The organism is Niallia sp. XMNu-256 (assembly GCF_036670015.1).
GTDB lineage: Bacteria > Bacillota > Bacilli > Bacillales > Cytobacillaceae > Bacillus_BD.
The window spans coordinates 3,681,030-3,696,678 of the sequence record NZ_CP137636.1 but is presented as its reverse complement, the minus strand read 5'-3'; the positions used below and the strand labels follow the sequence as shown (position 1 = coordinate 3,696,678).

The following is a 15,649-nucleotide window of genomic DNA, read 5'->3' as shown; positions in this document are numbered from 1 at the left end:
AGGCGTTTAGAGATGGAGGTATACAGTACGATACAAGGGTTAGTTCAGGGGGCTGTTTCAGCAGGGTTAATTCAGAAGGAAGACCAATTATATGCCCGTAATCAGGTTCTGGCCCATTTACGTTTGGACTCCTTTCCTGAAGCGGTCCCAGCTATTCCTGAAAAGGATTTGCCAGACTTGGTAGAAGAGTTAACAAACTATGCCGTTCAACAAGGGTTGATTCCAGATGTATTGGATGAAAAAGAAATCCTGTCCAGCAAAATCATGAATGTGTTCATCTCAAAGCCATCTGAGGTGAATCAAACTTTTTTCGAAAAGTTCGTAAGGGATCCACAAATAGCGACCAATTATTTTTATCGGTTAAGTCAATGCAGCAACTATATTCAAACGAAACGAATTGCAAAAAACATTCATTACAAGGCAGAAACCGCGTATGGCGAGCTTGATATTACGATTAATTTATCCAAGCCAGAGAAAGACCCGAAACAGATTGCCTTAGAAAAAGAAAGCAAGCTTACTGATATCCATTATCCGAAGTGTCAGCTTTGCATTGAAAATGAAGGATATGCAGGTAGAATTGGGCATCCAGCCCGTTCAAATCATCGGATGATTCGAATGGAGATGAGCGGTGAGGACTGGTACCTCCAATATTCTCCTTATGTGTATTACAACGAACATTGCATTGTGTTAGCTGGAGAACATCGCGATATGGTGATTAATCGGGAAACGTTTGTCAGGCTATTGGACTTTGTCGGTAAATTTCCTCATTATTTTATCGGCTCGAATGCCGACTTGCCCATTGTTGGCGGCTCCATTCTTACTCATGATCATTATCAAGGAGGGAATTACGAGTTTGCGATGGCAATAGCGGAAGAGGAGCATGTTTTTACAATAAAAAATTTTCCTGGTGTCCATGCCGCAACCGTAAAATGGCCGATGTCGGTAATCCGTCTGCAGGGAGAAACTCCAGAGAAGCTCGTCGCCGCTGCCGATTATATTTTTGAAGCTTGGAAGAATTACAGTGATCCTGAAGTAGAGATTGTTGCTTATTCCGGCAAAACTCGTCATAACACGATCACCCCAATTGCGAGAAGGCGTAACGATGAGTATGAGCTTGACCTCGTCTTACGAAATAACCGGACAACCGAACAATACCCGCTAGGGATTTTTCATCCTCATCCGGATGTGCATCATATTAAAAAGGAAAACATCGGTTTGATTGAAGTGATGGGATTAGCGGTCTTGCCTGCCCGCTTGAAAACGGAATTAGCCGAAGTAGAAAAGTTTCTATTAAACAAAGAAAATGACATTCCGCCATACCACATAGCATGGGCAGAGGAAATCAAAAAACATCACTCAAACCTAAACGAAGAAACCGTCAATAAGATCATCCAAAAAGAAGTCGGCAGAAAATTCCTCCGAGTCCTCGAAGACGCAGGAGTATTCAAGAGAAACCAACAAGGCCAACAAGCCTTTCAACGCTTTCTAACCACACTATGAAACATGACGGTTCTTTGAAACATGGGGACGGTTCTCGCGTTTCATTTTAGAAATAGGGGGGCTCTTTGAAAAAACCTAAGAGTTGCTTACTCTTTGTAAAAACAAAGGGCTCGCCCTTGTTTGCATTTTTGATTAAAAGATTGGAGTTTCGCAAATGAATATTTATCAAGAAAAGTTTGGAGAGTGGGATGGCCGGGAAGTGACGGCCTATACATTGGTGAATAATCAAGGGATGAAAGTGACAAGCCTTAATTACGGAGGCATTATTACAAAAATGATGGTTCCTGATCAACAGGGGAATATAGAAAACGTTGTTCTAGGCTTTGACAAGCTAGAAGACTATCAAACGCATTCTCCCTATTTTGGGGCAATCATTGGACGGGTAGCTGGAAGAATCGGAGAAGCCCAATTCCAATTGAACGATGAGGTGTATCAACTAGAGAAGAATGATCGTGGAAACCATCTGCATGGTGGGGTAAAGGGCTTAGATAAGGTTATTTGGAATGTAGAGACTGTAGAAACTGACGAAAATGTCAGTTTAGTATTTTCCTATTTAAGTAAGGACGGTGAAAGTGGATACCCTGGAAATGTGCAGATGAAAATCACCTACACATTAAATAATGACAATGAATTTATTCTTGCCTATGAAGGGGTATCAGACAAGACAACCTTGCTTAATGTAACCAATCATACGTATTTCAATCTATCAGGTAATGTAAAACGGGATATCCAGGACCATTTATTGCAGTTAAAAAGTAAGGAGTTTCTCCAACTCACTGAAGAGCTGCTTCCGACTGGAACCATCCTTCCTGTTGAGGGAACACCGTTCGACTTTTCAACTGGAAGAGCGATACGAGATGGGGTGGAATCGGAACATCCTCAAAATATACTAGCCGGACATGGCTATGATCATCCATTCTTGCTACAAGACGAGCCCGATCCAATTGTTCTTAAAGATGAGGAAAGTGGCCGTAGCCTAACAATAGAAACCGACCAGCCATGTGTAGTGCTTTATACAGGCAATCAACTTGAAGGGGACTTCACTGTGCATGATGGGGTTCCAATTCGAAAGCATTTAGGTCTTTGCCTCGAAACCCAAGGATTGCCAGACTCGATCCACCATCCACATTTCCCATCGTGCATCCTTGAAAAGGGTCAAGTATATACCGCTTATACGAAGTGGAAGTTTAGATAAACATGAATTAAGGCTGTTTCGTAAAGTTTGTTGTTAAAATTTAAAGGCCAATTTTAACGTGGACATAACTATTACAGAGCCTAAATTAATGATAAGATATTGCCAAGTAACCAAAAGGTGCTTGGCATTTCCTGTTTTGTCGATCATTTGACAGATGGGATAGCTTTTGCAGCCGTGCAAATGGTTATCACGAAAGGAACATGACCATGAACCAGAAAGCTCAAAGCATTTTAATAAAAAATATGAAAATATATACAGCCGATAAAATCATTGAAAAGGGTTTTATTAAAATTCATCGAGAGAAAATTATCGACCTTGGCTTGATGAATCACTTAATAAAGGAAGATGGTTACCGGATCATTGACATGCCTGCCCATTATGCAGCTATTCCAGGTCTGATTGATCTTCATATCCATGGGGTAAATGGATCAGATGTAATGGATGGCACGGTGGAAGCATTAGCAAATATAACCGAAACTCTTCCTTCAGAAGGGACAACAAGTTTCCTAGCTACAACGATCACCCAAAGTGTAGAGGCGATTGAAAACGCGGTAAAAAATGCAGGATCCTATATTGAGAAGCAATCCCCTTCAGGTAAGGCAGAAATCCTTGGCCTTCATTTGGAAGGACCTTTTATCAATCCGAAAAGAGCAGGGGCACAGCCGGAAAAATATATAGTGGACCCTGATTTGAATCTGCTAAAAAGGTGGCAGACCCTTTCAAAAAATCATGTAAAACTTGTAACTCTAGCGCCAGAGCAACAAGGGGGAATGCAGATGGTTGATTACTTGATAAGGAATGGAATCACCGCATCAATCGGTCATTCCGATGCCACTTACAATGAAACGATTGAAGCGATTGAAGCAGGAGTCAGCCATGTTACTCATCTTTTTAATCAAATGAAAGGGTTGCATCATCGAGAACCAGGTGTAGTGGGGGCTGCTTTATTACGTGAGGATGTTAAAGCTGAATTAATTGTCGATGGGATCCATGTCCGACCTGAGATCGTCCAGCTTGCTTATAAGCAAAAAGGCAAGGATGGGATCGTATTAATCACCGATTCAATGAGGGCAAAATGCTTGAAAAGCGGTTCGTATGATCTCGGCGGTCAAGAGGTCATCGTGACAAATGGCAAGGCAGTCTTAAAAGATGGAACCCTTGCTGGAAGTGTCTTGAAATTAGGGAATGCTTTGAAAAACATGATCTCCTATACTGGATGCTCTCTTCAAGATGCGATCAGAATGGCGGCTGTTAACCCAGCAAAGCAAATAAAGATATTCGACCGCAAAGGCAGTCTTGAAATTGGAAAAGATGCCGATATCGTGATTTTAGATGAACAATTGGACATCGTGATGACATTTACCCGAGGAAAACTCGCCTTTCAAAAAGAAGGTTTCGTTTTTTAGACAAGGCTGCTGTACACTTTAATTTTTTCATATATTCAAATTAATGAAACCTTCTTCCTTTTTTATTCGTAATAATATATATAGCTAGTTATATAATGAAACAGTGTGCAAGATTCGTGGTTTTTTAGATTCTGTTCCTCCCAATATTTAACCTCTCGTATCTAATCCCACTTTCTACAAAAGCACATTCCGCAACTCTTAAAACAAGTCCAATTTATCACATGTTCCACCCTACATTTGTAGGTTTAATAAGATTATTCTAAAGGGGGAAAGAGAATGTTATTTGCAATCATCTTTATTCCAATTCTGATTTTGGCCGCTCTTGGCGGGATCGGGTATTACTTTTGGGTGCGAATCCGCTACCGAACAGCGAAGTCGAATGAAGCCTTAATTATTACTGGTCCAAAACTCGGAGATCCAGAGAAAGAAACGAATATTTTTAGCGATCAGGAAGGCCGTTCAATGAAAATTATTCGTGGGGGAGGCTATCGGTTAAGACGATTCCAGACCTCAACACCAGTTAATCTGACCTCGTTCCAATTAAAGTTATCAACTCCAAGAGTGTACACCCTTGGCGGAGTTCCGATTGTTGCTGATGCGGTGGCCATGGTTAAAGTCGCCGATACCTTGAATGGAATCGCCAACTATGCGGAGCAATTTTTAGGAAAAAAACAAGAAGAGATTGAAGCAGAAATCATTGAAGTCCTTGGTAGTAACCTTCGGGCGATTTTATCAAAAATGACGGTTGAGGACATTAATAGCGACCGCGAGAAATTCAATTATGATGTCCAAGATATAGCACAGAAACAACTTGACTTAATGGGGTTCAAAATCACCTCATTGGGGCTAACTGATTTACGGGATGCAGATGAGGAAAATGGCTATCTTGAAAATTTAGGACGGCCACGGATTGCGGAAGTTCGAAAGTTGGCAGAGATTGCAGAGGCCGATACGGAGCGGGAAACACGGATTCATCGCGCGAAAATGGAGCAAGAGGCGAAGGAAGAAGAATACAAACGCCAAATTGCTGTCGCTGAATCGAAAAAGGAAAAAGATATTAAGGATGCAGCCTTTAAAGAAGAAACCGAGCGGGCTCGTGCGAAGTCAGAACAGTCGTATGAGTTAGAAAAAGCAAAATTAGCTAAGGAAGTTAAGGAGGAAGAATTAACGCTTCAATTTTTAGAAAGAGAACGTGCCGTTAAGTTAGAAGAAGAGGAAAGCAAAGTGCGGAAGACGAAAGCCGATGCAGAGTACTATGAGACGACCCGTAAAGCTGAGGCCCAAGCACGCAAAGCGGAAATTGACGGGGAAGCGAAGGCAAAAATTCGTCGGGAAGAAGGTTCTGCCGAGGCGGAAGTTATTCGTCAACGCGGTAAAGCGGAAGCTGATGTCATTCGTGAAAGCGGGATTGCCGAAGCAGAAGCTCGTAAGTTACTAGCAGAAGCAATGGAAAAACATGGCGAAGTCATCATCACTGAGAAATTAATCGAAATGCTGCCTGTCTTTGCGGAAAAAATTGCTCAGCCGCTTAATAATATTGATTCCGTCAAAATCATTGATTCCGGCAATGGCCAAGGGGTTCCGTCATTTGGAAAAAGCATAACGAGAACAATGGTTGATATGCAAGAGCCATTAAAGGAAATGACCGGTATTGATATTGCTGAACTGATTAAAAACTATACAAAAGGATCAACAACTACAATCATCCAACCAGAAGTAGCTGCAGGGAAGGAACTCAAAAATGAGGCTTCAAGCACGAGTCCGAAACCGGATGGGGAATAAAGATCTCTTATATAGGTAAGTAAAAGAAAATGGTTGAAATAAAGGTGTCTGCAGTCACTTAACAATGAGCACTCCTCGATCCATAAGGAGTGCTTTTCTGCAGAAGGCGGCTACAGGTTTATATTTACTCTATTCATGAATATTTTATTATTATTTATAATAACTTCAAATTCCATTTCATTTTCCAAATAATTTATCGCAGAGAATTTTTCATCTACCACCACCTTTCCACTAAAATGGTTTATCAATGATCACCTGGACCTATAAATTGTAAGACCGAAGGAGAGAGGGCTAGCACTTTTCCCTTGATGTCCTCCAATTGTATTCGGATTTGGCTGGTGACACGTTCACCGCGCTTGGCGATCAACTCACTAAACCTCTCCATCTTTCCGAGCATCCCTTTCGCTTTCTCGCTCATGCGAAACATCGTCATGACTTTCACCCGCTGTAACGCAAGAACATTTCGGACAGTCTCCCTCGCTTCCCCTTCACCGGAAACTTGGGACTTTGCAGGAACCTTTCGTTGTACAATTACATAAAACATGGTATCACTACCTTTCCGAAAGATAGGGTTTGTTTTTCCCTGTGTCTAGTAATTCCATATTTGCAGCTATTTTCCTTGTAAAATAGACCGCCTTTCTATCGTCATATTTTTTCTTAAACCGTGCCTTCTCAGCGAATAAGGAGAAAAACAACGAAATTCTTCTATCTAAATACCCCGTTTGCTGCGAGAAACTGATGGATTTTGAAGAGAAGTTCTTAAAAAAATTAATTTATTTCGAAGGCGCGAAATTTAAATAAAGATAACTGACAGAATTCTCGTTTCTTTGAACAAATGATATGATAAATTAATAGAAAAAAATTATAAGAGGTACGGAGAATGTATTTTGAATATCTATTGAATGCTCTATTTGGTTCACGAGAAATCCTGCATGTGATAGAATGTGAAGTGTGTGGTTTTGACGAAACCTATTTCAAAGACCCACAAACGGGAAAACAATTAGGAAGAGCGTGCCAAGGGTGCGGATTTGTACAGAAATTCGATTTCTAAATATGAAGGGGACAACTTTCACAGAAGTGTCATCTTTTTCGCCCCCAGATAATGATATATTAAAAATAGTGAGTTCTTTTCTAATCTATTATACTGTCATTTTGAAAGCGATTTCAGATCTTTTAAGGAGAGGTTTATGTTATGATGATGAATCCGGAAGGCAAGGAGTTATTTGAGGAGCTGTGTAAGAGGTTAAAGGATTTAAATCTTGTGTCAGATGAGGCAATGCCCTCGAACGAAAGTGAAACTGAATTCGTATCATTTTTCTATGACACAAATACACAACAAAGGGTGTCTCGTCCAAGTGTACAACTTCCAGTAGCAACGGTCGAATATATCGCTGAAACGCATCAATTATTACAAAATGAATTAGTGGGGGTATCACTTAAACTTAATCTAGCCCCTTTACATGCATTGGGTATTGAACCAGCATGGGACCATTTTAAGCGGTACCGTACAGAATTAAAAGGATCTCAAGATTCCCCGTACTATAATTATTTATTTGTTGATCCATATTCTAGGGAACACGTTTATCAGTATATAGAAGCTCTTTTTTCTAGTTTACATAAAGAATTCACGGTTAATCTATTGAACGAAACTCAAAAAGAACTGGTCTTAGTTTAATTTTTATTGAAAAAATACCCAGCAAGTTCATCTTGCTGGATACTTTGTCATTCCTCTATACGCTTTGGCAAGTTTTGAAGCAATTGGACGACCACATCAAGCTTTGCTTTAATTCGGGTAAAGGGAATAAAGAGTGAGGCAATCGGAAACCCGACCTCACTAATGAAAGGAACCGCTAGATCCAATCATACTTACCCCATTTCAAATCAATATTTAAGAAAAAGAGACTGCTCTGATGCGAGCAGCCTCTACAAATGATTGTTTTAAATAAGTTCGTATGCAGTTACATTATGTTCAACAAGACGGGCTTCTTTTGGACTGATCAGAGCTCCTGATTGACCGCTAAAGATATTTGCCGCAATAATTGTATCCATGACCCCTTTTACTTTTATCGGATCAATGGGTTCCACTGGATTATCCACCGCTAATTTAACCACTTTGCCAAGACTGCTATTAAAATGCAATTCAACTATTTTTGCCATTATATTCATCCTTTCTTATTAAAGTAATGGGAGACTTGCTGAAAAAACTTAAACAATTTCATGCAGTTCGCTTTGCTCGATCCCACTTAATGGGTCGTTCGACAAGGAAGCTAAGGCTTGTGCTACTTGTTGCAGCTGATTGGCTGTGACCCCTTCGACGATATTGCCGTACGATTTTGCTTTGTAAATCGGTTTTCCACCCTCACCAATCCCTGTTTCATAAATCAACCGTAATTTTGAATCCATCGCCACCAAAATTGCCATTCTTCATCCTCTCCTTTCATGATTGTTATACAGAAGTAAAGGAGAATTGTGTCCCATCTTTTTATAAAAGAATATTTTTAGGACAATATGAATCGGTTGAAAGGGAATTTTTATCGATTACTAGCTTTCTCATTGCTCGCCTTTCACACGAACGAACACTTGTTACCTTCAAATCAAGGCGATCGGCAATTTCGCTATTACTAAGGCCTTCATAAAAACGTAGCAACACCCATTGTTGTTCCTTATCGGTTAAACGATAAAAATAGCCCAATAGCGTTTCCCTCTCCAGAAAACAAGCCTCATAACCGAATCCAAGCCAAACTTCTTCAGATATGGCTGAACAATAATCTTCCTGTTTTTTCTCCTTTTTCAAGTGATTGAGCATCCGTCCCTTAATAAAACGATAACCATAGGTAGAAAAACGACCCTTCGCTTCATCAAAATTTTCATAAGCATTCCAAAGAGCAATCAAACCAATTTGATAAAACTCATCGTGGTCTTTATATATATGAAGAGAATGAATAATAGAGTGGATCATGTTGGAATATTGTGCCGCTAATTGTTCGAAATTCATAAAGATGCACCTTCTGGAACGTGCACTTGTTCCATGTATTCCCGGGTGCCTTTACAATAACCGGAAAAAGAGGGGGTGGCGAATGATGAAAAACACGGAAACCACGCTCAAATTCGTTGATTTGGCCGGGAAAGCGTACGTATCCTCGTAGAAAAAATGCTTATTTGTTCTGAAATGCTATATTTCACTGAAATTGCCGGAACATAAAGTCGAACGCGTCATCCAACTAGCTAATGATAAATATTGCTCGGTCACACATTCATTAAACACAGGTCTTACTGTAAGCTTTACAATTAATGGGGTTGAAGGAAAACAGTAAATAAGGAGGGGGAGCCTCACTATTCTCCCGGGCCCCTGCTTATTTTGGACTGATAAGCAATAAAAACAGAAATTTTTCAAAAACATGTATAGAATTTGGAAAAATGGGAAAACATAACAATGTATTCCCCATTTTTGAATGAGTATCTGATCTAATCAGCAGATACTCATTTTTTATTTCGCCACAATGCTTAGTTATAAGAGCTCATCCGAATACCTTTCACATTCCCCCTTTTTTAATCCTTTTATTATCACATGTTAGAACCTTTGTTATTATCGATAACTAATAGAAGCAAACAAAGATTGAAAATATAAAAATCTCGTTTATCAGGACAGGGATAGCCACAATAATCCGTTGCAAAGTTGAAAATTGCGTCTATCAGGACAGGGATAGCGGCAAAAACTCGTTACAAAGTTAAAAGTTGCGTTTATCACTATGACTATAACTGCAAAAAACCGAGTAAAAAGCAAAGTTTACTGTTATTGGTAGATAAAGAAACAAACCCTTTTACTAACTTAACTTCATTTGCTCCCCGCATTTTATAATCATATGCTTGTTTCTTAAACCAATACAAATTACAATCGAAATCATAGCTTATGTTAAACTACTACTATTAAATAATAACGACAGTATAGCGAAGGAATGGTGATTAAGATGGCAATTGTTGATGTGACGGTAATCCCTGTAGGTACAGAATCTCCTAGTGTGAGTCATTATGTGGCCGATATTCAGAAGGTGTTGAAAAAATATGAGGAGCAAGGGGATATCCGCTTCCAATTAACTCCGATGAATACGATCATTGAAGGCGATCTACCTAAACTATTTGAAGTCATTCAGGCGATCCATGAAGTTCCTTTTGAAAAGGGACTTGCTAGGGTTTGTACAAATATTCGAATTGATGATCGTCGTGATAAACAGCGCAAAATGGAAGATAAAGTAGCGAGAGTCGAAAGTCTTTTAGAGGAATAAGTCTCCTTGGGCGTAAGATTATAAGGAATAAGAGCCGCCTCCAAACTTTTCATTTATCTACAATGAAGTGTATAATGACATGTCCCAATATAGAGTCCGATTATATTGGGCTCTAGCTAAATGAAGGATGGGCGCGGCATCCAAATTTTTTGTAAGGTGTGGGAAACAATAATGGAAGAAATTTTAAAGCAAGTCCAAGCAGGCACATTAAGTGTTACAGAGGCAAAGGAAAAGTTAGCAACCTATGAGAATCTAGGGTTTGCAAAGGTCGATCACCACCGAAAGAATCGTCAAGGGTTCCCAGAAGTCATTTATGGTGAAGGGAAAACAACGGAACAAATTCATGCGATTATAAAAGCCATTCGATCGAAAGGTGACAATGTATTAGTTACGAGAATTTCTAAAGATAAAGCAGATTCGATTCTGCGTGATTATCCAGAGTTTACATACAATGAAACAGCAAGCATTCTTTACTGGAAAAAGGATACGAAACAGAAGCCATCTACCCACGGGTATATTGCGATTGTTTGTGCCGGAACATCAGATCTTAAAGTCGCTGAGGAAGCGGCTGTTACAGCAGAGGCATTGGGAAGTGAAGTTCGTCGTTTTTATGACGTAGGGGTTGCGGGAATCCACCGCTTGTTTGATCATATTGAACAAATCCAACAAGCAACCGTCTCAGTTGTTGTTGCGGGAATGGAAGGGGCACTTCCAAGTGTGGTCGGAGGGCTTGTGTCACATCCAGTTATTGCTGTTCCAACAAGTGTTGGCTATGGTGCTAATTTCAATGGGTTATCAGCATTGCTAACGATGTTAAATTCCTGTGCATCGGGAATTAGTGTAGTCAATATCGATAATGGATTCGGTGCCGCCTATAATGCAGTACTAATTGATAATATCGCAAAAAAAGGAGCTAAGAATGAATGAAAACCCTGTATATTGATTGTTTTTCAGGAATAAGCGGTGATATGTTCATCGGCGCCCTTCTAGATGCAGGGGCAGATCCAATCACTTTAGAAAGAGAATTAAAGAAACTAAAATTTGAAGATGAGTATAAGTTGATTTGGAAAAAAGTAAACAAGAACGGAATTACTAGCACGAAGTTTGATGTTGAGTTGACAACTACTCACCACGGACATAGTCATGCCCGTGATCACAGTCATGATCACGAACATAGTCATGCACATGATCACAATCATGACCACGAACATAGCCATGCGCATGATCACAGCCATGACCACGAACATAGCCATGCGCATGATCACAATCATGACCACGAACATAGTCATGCACATGATCACAATCATGACCACGAACATAGCCATGCGCATGATCACAGCCATGACCACGAACATAGCCATGCGCATGATCACAATCATGACCACGAACATAGTCATGCACATGATCACAATCATGATCACGAACATAGTCATACCCATTATCACAGCCATGATCACGAACATAGTCATACCCATGATCATAATCATGATCACGATCATAGTCATGGGCACAATCACGATCATAGCCACGCACATGGTCACCATCACCGCTCATACAAGGATATTGTAAAAATGATTCAAACTTCCGAGTTAGCAGAGGAAGTAAAAGAAACCGCATTAAAAATCTTTCGCAAAATAGGTGAAGCTGAGGGACATATACATGGAATGCCACTAGAAGAAGTTCATTTTCATGAAGTCGGTGCCGTTGATTCGATCATTGATATTGTCGGGGCAGCGATTTTAATTCATCAACTCGATATAAAGATCATAAAATCAGCTGCCATCCCTGTCGGCTCTGGAAAAATACATATTGACCATGGAATCTATCCAGTCCCTGCGCCAGCCACCCTCGAAATCTTAAAAGGGGTGCCAATTCAACAAAGTGATGTCAAATTTGAACTAACGACCCCAACAGGTGCAGCCATTGCAGCGGTACTTGCTGAGGAATTTTGTGTGCTTCCATCAATGAAAGTCCAAGCGATTGGTTATGGAGCTGGAACGAAAACCTTTAAAGACCATCCGAATCTCCTTCGCGTAGTTATTGGTGAATAGGGATTTACCATAACTAAATAGCTTAATCGGACAGAGCAGGTATATACTTGCGCGAAGAAGTCCGAATCAGCAGCTAAAGATCGGACAAGTATTTAAATGGGAGGAGTAGTAAAATTGAAATCTCACCCTCATAACGATGAACATATGGATGAAGAAATGGTCAAGTTGGAAGTGAATCTTGATGACGTGTCAGGGGAGTGGCTTGGCTATGTTATGGATTTGCTGTTCGATGCGGGGGCAAATGATGTATTTTACACCCCCATTTATATGAAAAAAAATCGACCAGGCGTATTACTTCAAACTCTTTCATCCAGACAAAAACTCAACGCAATAAAGGAAATTTTATTTAATGAAACAACGACATTAGGGGTTCGCTATTACCCATTGACCGTACATCGACTCGAAAGAAGGTTCAAAACGGTTGAAACGAAATGGGGCCCTGTAACAATAAAAGAGGGATATTATGAGGGAAACCTCGTTCAAAGGGCTCCAGAATATGAGGAATGTAAAGAATTAGCAACACGTCACAAGGTCCCCTTAAAAGAAGTGTATCAACAAGTTTGGCAAACAATGGATTCCAATTAAGGTTAGGTACGATTCTTTTCAAGCCTTCTAAGTAATTTTCCCTCAACTATACCCATGACGATCTAGCCATTTTAATTAAATAAATCAATGAATGCGGATAAAAGGGTCTTGCCTCTATCCGCATTTTTATGCGATAAATAACAAATAATATGTTGTAAAAAGAAACAAAATTATTATGTTGACAAGGTTCGACATATCATTATACAATGTAAACGTTCACACATGATGCTAATAACAACAGTTTGTAAAAAGATGTATGTTTTACTGGCGTCAAGTGGATCGGTGTGTTGCAATTTTATCTTTTTCGTGAGGTTTACAATAAGGCTAATAACCATTCGTTTAGACTTCTACGTATAGAGATTAATGATACTGGCCCAATGTTCACAGGGTCATAGTAGTTAATGTTGCAGGGGAAGAAGCTTCACTAAAAAGAATAGTTTTGCAACGAACATACAAAAATATAAAAAGGTTTAGGGGGACAATCAATTATGCCTTTGGTCATTATAGCTATAGGGGTATTATTATTACTTATCCTTATTATGAAGTTCAAATTGAATACATTTGTATCCTTAATCATTGTATCGTTCCTTGTGGCATTAGCTCTTGGAATTCCAGTGATGGATGTAGTGGGCTCAATTGAAAGCGGTTTAGGGGGAACGCTCGGTCATATCGGGATTATTTTTGGATTAGGCGCGATGCTTGGTCGATTAATTGCTGATTCCGGTGGTGCTCACCGTATTGCTACAACCTTAATTGGTAAATTCGGTGCAAAGAGAGTTCATTGGGCTGTTCTTTTTGCATCATTCATTTGTGGAATCGCTTTATTCCTTGAAGTGACAATTGTATTATTAGTTCCAATTATTTTCTCTATTGCGAGAGAATTAAAAGTTTCAATTGTAAAATTAGGACTACCAATGGTAACGGCTGCGTTAGCAACTCACGCATTCTTGCCTCCACATCCAGGTCCAACTGCGGTTTCTGCTGAGTATGGAGCAAGTGTGGGAATGGTATTAATCTATGGAATTATTGTTGCCATCCCAACTTGTATCATTGCTGGGATTTGGTATCCGAAGATTGCGCAAAAAATTGTACCAACTGCCTTTACTAGAGAAGGAAGCGAATCTTTTGGTGTTAAAAAAGAATTTAAATTAGAAGAAACACCTGGTTTTGGAATCAGTGTATTTACAGCTTTATTCCCAGTTATCTTAATGGGATTTGGTGCGATTGTAGATATGGTGCAACCAGCTTTAGGATTTGGGGATAATGGACTTGTAATATTTATTCGTTTTATTGCTACATCATCAACTGCTATGGTGCTTTCTGTATTATTCGCCCTATATACAATGGGATTACGCAGAAAAATTCCAATGAAAACATTAATGGCGTCTTGTACATCTGCCGTTAATGCACTAGGAATGCTTCTATTAATTATCGGGGGCGGCGGTGCCTTAAAGCAAGTTCTAATTGATGGCGGTGTTGGGGATTATATCGCTACATTATTTGAAGGTACAGCGATGTCACCAATTTTGTTTGCTTGGACAGTAGCTGCGTTATTACGTATTTGTTTAGGCTCTGGAACCGTTGCGACGCTAGCAACTCCTGGGTTAGTCATTCCATTACTTGCTACAATGCCTGATGTCAACTTAGCGCTTGTTGCACTTGCAACTGGAGCGGGTAGTGCGATTGCATCCCATGTTAATGACGCAGGATTCTGGATGGTTAAAGAATCTTTAGGCATGAACTTAAAAGAAGCCTTTGGAACCTACACGGTTCTGTCAACAATTGTTGCAGTTTGTGGATTGGTATTCACGTTAATATTAGATCTATTTGTATAATACGAATATACAAAAAAGCTGAGGGCTGTCCAAACCGTCGTATTAACGACTTTGGATAGCCCTTTTCCATTTAATAACAGAAAATCGTGGGTACGACTTTTACTTTACAGGGAGTTCGCATATAATTGTAATGGTGTTGCAAAATGCAAACGGTAAAATTGAACTTCCCTTTTAGACTATGTAAATCAATAGAATGGGAGGAATGACAATGAACGAGAAATATGAACGTCTGAAGGAAATCCTAAAGGAAATGGGCAATGTCGTCGTTGCTTTTTCAGGTGGCGTTGATAGCACCTTTTTATTAAAAGTAGCTGTTGATGTCCTAGGGGTTGAAAATGTCTTGGCCGTCACAGCGGATTCGGAAACCTATCCTTCAAGTGAACTAGAAGAAGCAAAAAGGTTAGCTAATAAAATAGGTGTGACCCATAAAGTCATTGAAACATCTGAACTAAATATCCCAGGCTATGCCGAAAATGACCGGAATCGCTGTTATTTTTGTAAAAATGGCTTGTTTGAGGAAATCATCCCAGTCATGCATAAACATGGGTTTGAAAATGTCGTTTACGGCTTAATTGCTGATGATATGAGTGAACATCGCCCTGGAATGCAGGCAGCAAAAGAACATGGTGTGCGTGGACCGCTTCAAGAAGCGAATCTTTATAAAGAGGAAATTCGAGAACTCTCCAAACACTTAGACTTACCAACTTGGGAAAAACCATCATTTGCCTGCTTGTCTTCACGGATTGCTTACGGGGAAAGAATTACACAGGAAAAATTAACAAAGGTAGAGAAGTCAGAGGCTTATCTAAAATCATTGGGGGTTAAACAAATCCGTGTACGGACCCATGAAGAAATTGCTCGAATCGAAGTTGAGCCACAGGACATGGGAACCATTTTAGCGAACCATAAAGAGATTATGGAGCAGCTTCAACAATTTGGATATAAATATGTCACTCTCGATCTAAAAGGCTATGAAAGTGGAAGTATGAATAAGGTATTAACATCTTAATTT

14 protein-coding genes and 1 pseudogene are annotated in these 15,649 nt (G+C 39.8%); 10 read left to right on the top strand and 5 right to left on the bottom strand.

What is annotated here, in order from left to right; translation table 11 throughout:
* Positions 1-12: 12 nt before the first annotated feature.
* From galT to R4Z10_RS18715, 4 genes are all read left to right on the top strand, one after another.
* Positions 13-1,500 carry a UDP-glucose--hexose-1-phosphate uridylyltransferase gene (galT, locus tag R4Z10_RS18730; protein WP_338470788.1) on the top strand — a complete coding sequence of 496 codons (1,488 nt, stop codon included), beginning with the start codon at positions 13-15 and terminating at the stop codon, positions 1,498-1,500.
* Positions 1,501-1,654: 154 nt separating this feature from the next.
* Positions 1,655-2,695 (top strand): aldose epimerase family protein, encoded by a 1,041-nt coding sequence (locus R4Z10_RS18725; protein ID WP_338470787.1) that lies wholly within the window; start codon positions 1,655-1,657, stop codon positions 2,693-2,695.
* Positions 2,696-2,901: 206 nt separating this feature from the next.
* Entirely contained in the window at positions 2,902-4,101 is a 1,200-nt protein-coding gene (nagA, locus tag R4Z10_RS18720; protein WP_338470786.1) for an N-acetylglucosamine-6-phosphate deacetylase, read from the top strand.
* A 276-nt stretch (positions 4,102-4,377) separates the two neighbouring features.
* The gene (locus R4Z10_RS18715; protein ID WP_338470785.1) at positions 4,378-5,883 is read left to right on the top strand and encodes a flotillin family protein; all 1,506 of its coding nucleotides are present in this window, start codon (positions 4,378-4,380) and stop codon (positions 5,881-5,883) included.
* A gap of 244 nt (positions 5,884-6,127) precedes the next feature.
* Here the strand turns inward: R4Z10_RS18715 and R4Z10_RS18710 are convergent, their stop codons facing one another.
* Positions 6,128-6,427 (bottom strand): hypothetical protein, encoded by a 300-nt coding sequence (locus R4Z10_RS18710; RefSeq protein WP_338470784.1) that lies wholly within the window; start codon positions 6,425-6,427, stop codon positions 6,128-6,130.
* Positions 6,428-7,075: 648 nt separating this feature from the next.
* Between R4Z10_RS18710 and R4Z10_RS18705 the strand changes: the two genes are divergently transcribed.
* Positions 7,076-7,558 (top strand): hypothetical protein, encoded by a 483-nt coding sequence (locus R4Z10_RS18705; RefSeq protein ID WP_338470783.1) that lies wholly within the window; start codon positions 7,076-7,078, stop codon positions 7,556-7,558.
* A gap of 47 nt (positions 7,559-7,605) precedes the next feature.
* Here the strand turns inward: R4Z10_RS18705 and R4Z10_RS18700 are convergent, their stop codons facing one another.
* The 4 genes from R4Z10_RS18700 to R4Z10_RS18685 form a co-directional block, all read right to left on the bottom strand.
* The gene (locus tag R4Z10_RS18700; RefSeq protein ID WP_338470782.1) at positions 7,606-7,743 is read right to left on the bottom strand and encodes a YvrJ family protein; all 138 of its coding nucleotides are present in this window, start codon (positions 7,741-7,743) and stop codon (positions 7,606-7,608) included.
* A 78-nt stretch (positions 7,744-7,821) separates the two neighbouring features.
* On the bottom strand, positions 7,822-8,040 hold the full coding sequence (locus tag R4Z10_RS18695) for a DUF2922 domain-containing protein (RefSeq protein WP_338470781.1): 219 nt from the start codon (positions 8,038-8,040) through the stop codon (positions 7,822-7,824).
* Positions 8,041-8,088: 48 nt separating this feature from the next.
* Positions 8,089-8,304: a DUF1659 domain-containing protein gene (locus R4Z10_RS18690; RefSeq protein WP_338470780.1), complete on the bottom strand. Its 216-nt coding sequence runs from the start codon at positions 8,302-8,304 to the stop codon at positions 8,089-8,091.
* 61 nt (positions 8,305-8,365) lie between these two features.
* On the bottom strand, positions 8,366-8,878 hold the full coding sequence (locus R4Z10_RS18685; RefSeq protein ID WP_338470779.1) for a sigma-70 family RNA polymerase sigma factor: 513 nt from the start codon (positions 8,876-8,878) through the stop codon (positions 8,366-8,368).
* A 973-nt stretch (positions 8,879-9,851) separates the two neighbouring features.
* Between R4Z10_RS18685 and R4Z10_RS18680 the strand changes: the two genes are divergently transcribed.
* The 5 genes and pseudogenes from R4Z10_RS18680 (at position 9,852) to larE (ending at position 15,646) form a co-directional block, all read left to right on the top strand.
* Positions 9,852-10,166 carry an MTH1187 family thiamine-binding protein gene (locus tag R4Z10_RS18680; RefSeq protein ID WP_338473276.1) on the top strand — a complete coding sequence of 105 codons (315 nt, stop codon included), beginning with the start codon at positions 9,852-9,854 and terminating at the stop codon, positions 10,164-10,166.
* A gap of 168 nt (positions 10,167-10,334) precedes the next feature.
* The gene (gene larB, locus R4Z10_RS18675; protein ID WP_338473275.1) at positions 10,335-11,093 is read left to right on the top strand and encodes a nickel pincer cofactor biosynthesis protein LarB; all 759 of its coding nucleotides are present in this window, start codon (positions 10,335-10,337) and stop codon (positions 11,091-11,093) included.
* Positions 11,090-12,802, top strand: a pseudogene (larC, locus tag R4Z10_RS18670) (nickel pincer cofactor biosynthesis protein LarC). Before larB ends, larC begins: the two are co-directional and overlap by 4 nt.
* Positions 12,803-13,290: 488 nt before the next feature.
* The gene (locus tag R4Z10_RS18665) at positions 13,291-14,637 is read left to right on the top strand and encodes a gluconate:H+ symporter (protein WP_338470778.1); all 1,347 of its coding nucleotides are present in this window, start codon (positions 13,291-13,293) and stop codon (positions 14,635-14,637) included.
* 208 nt (positions 14,638-14,845) lie between these two features.
* On the top strand, positions 14,846-15,646 hold the full coding sequence (larE, locus tag R4Z10_RS18660) for an ATP-dependent sacrificial sulfur transferase LarE (RefSeq protein ID WP_338470777.1): 801 nt from the start codon (positions 14,846-14,848) through the stop codon (positions 15,644-15,646).
* Positions 15,647-15,649 lie beyond the last annotated feature (3 nt).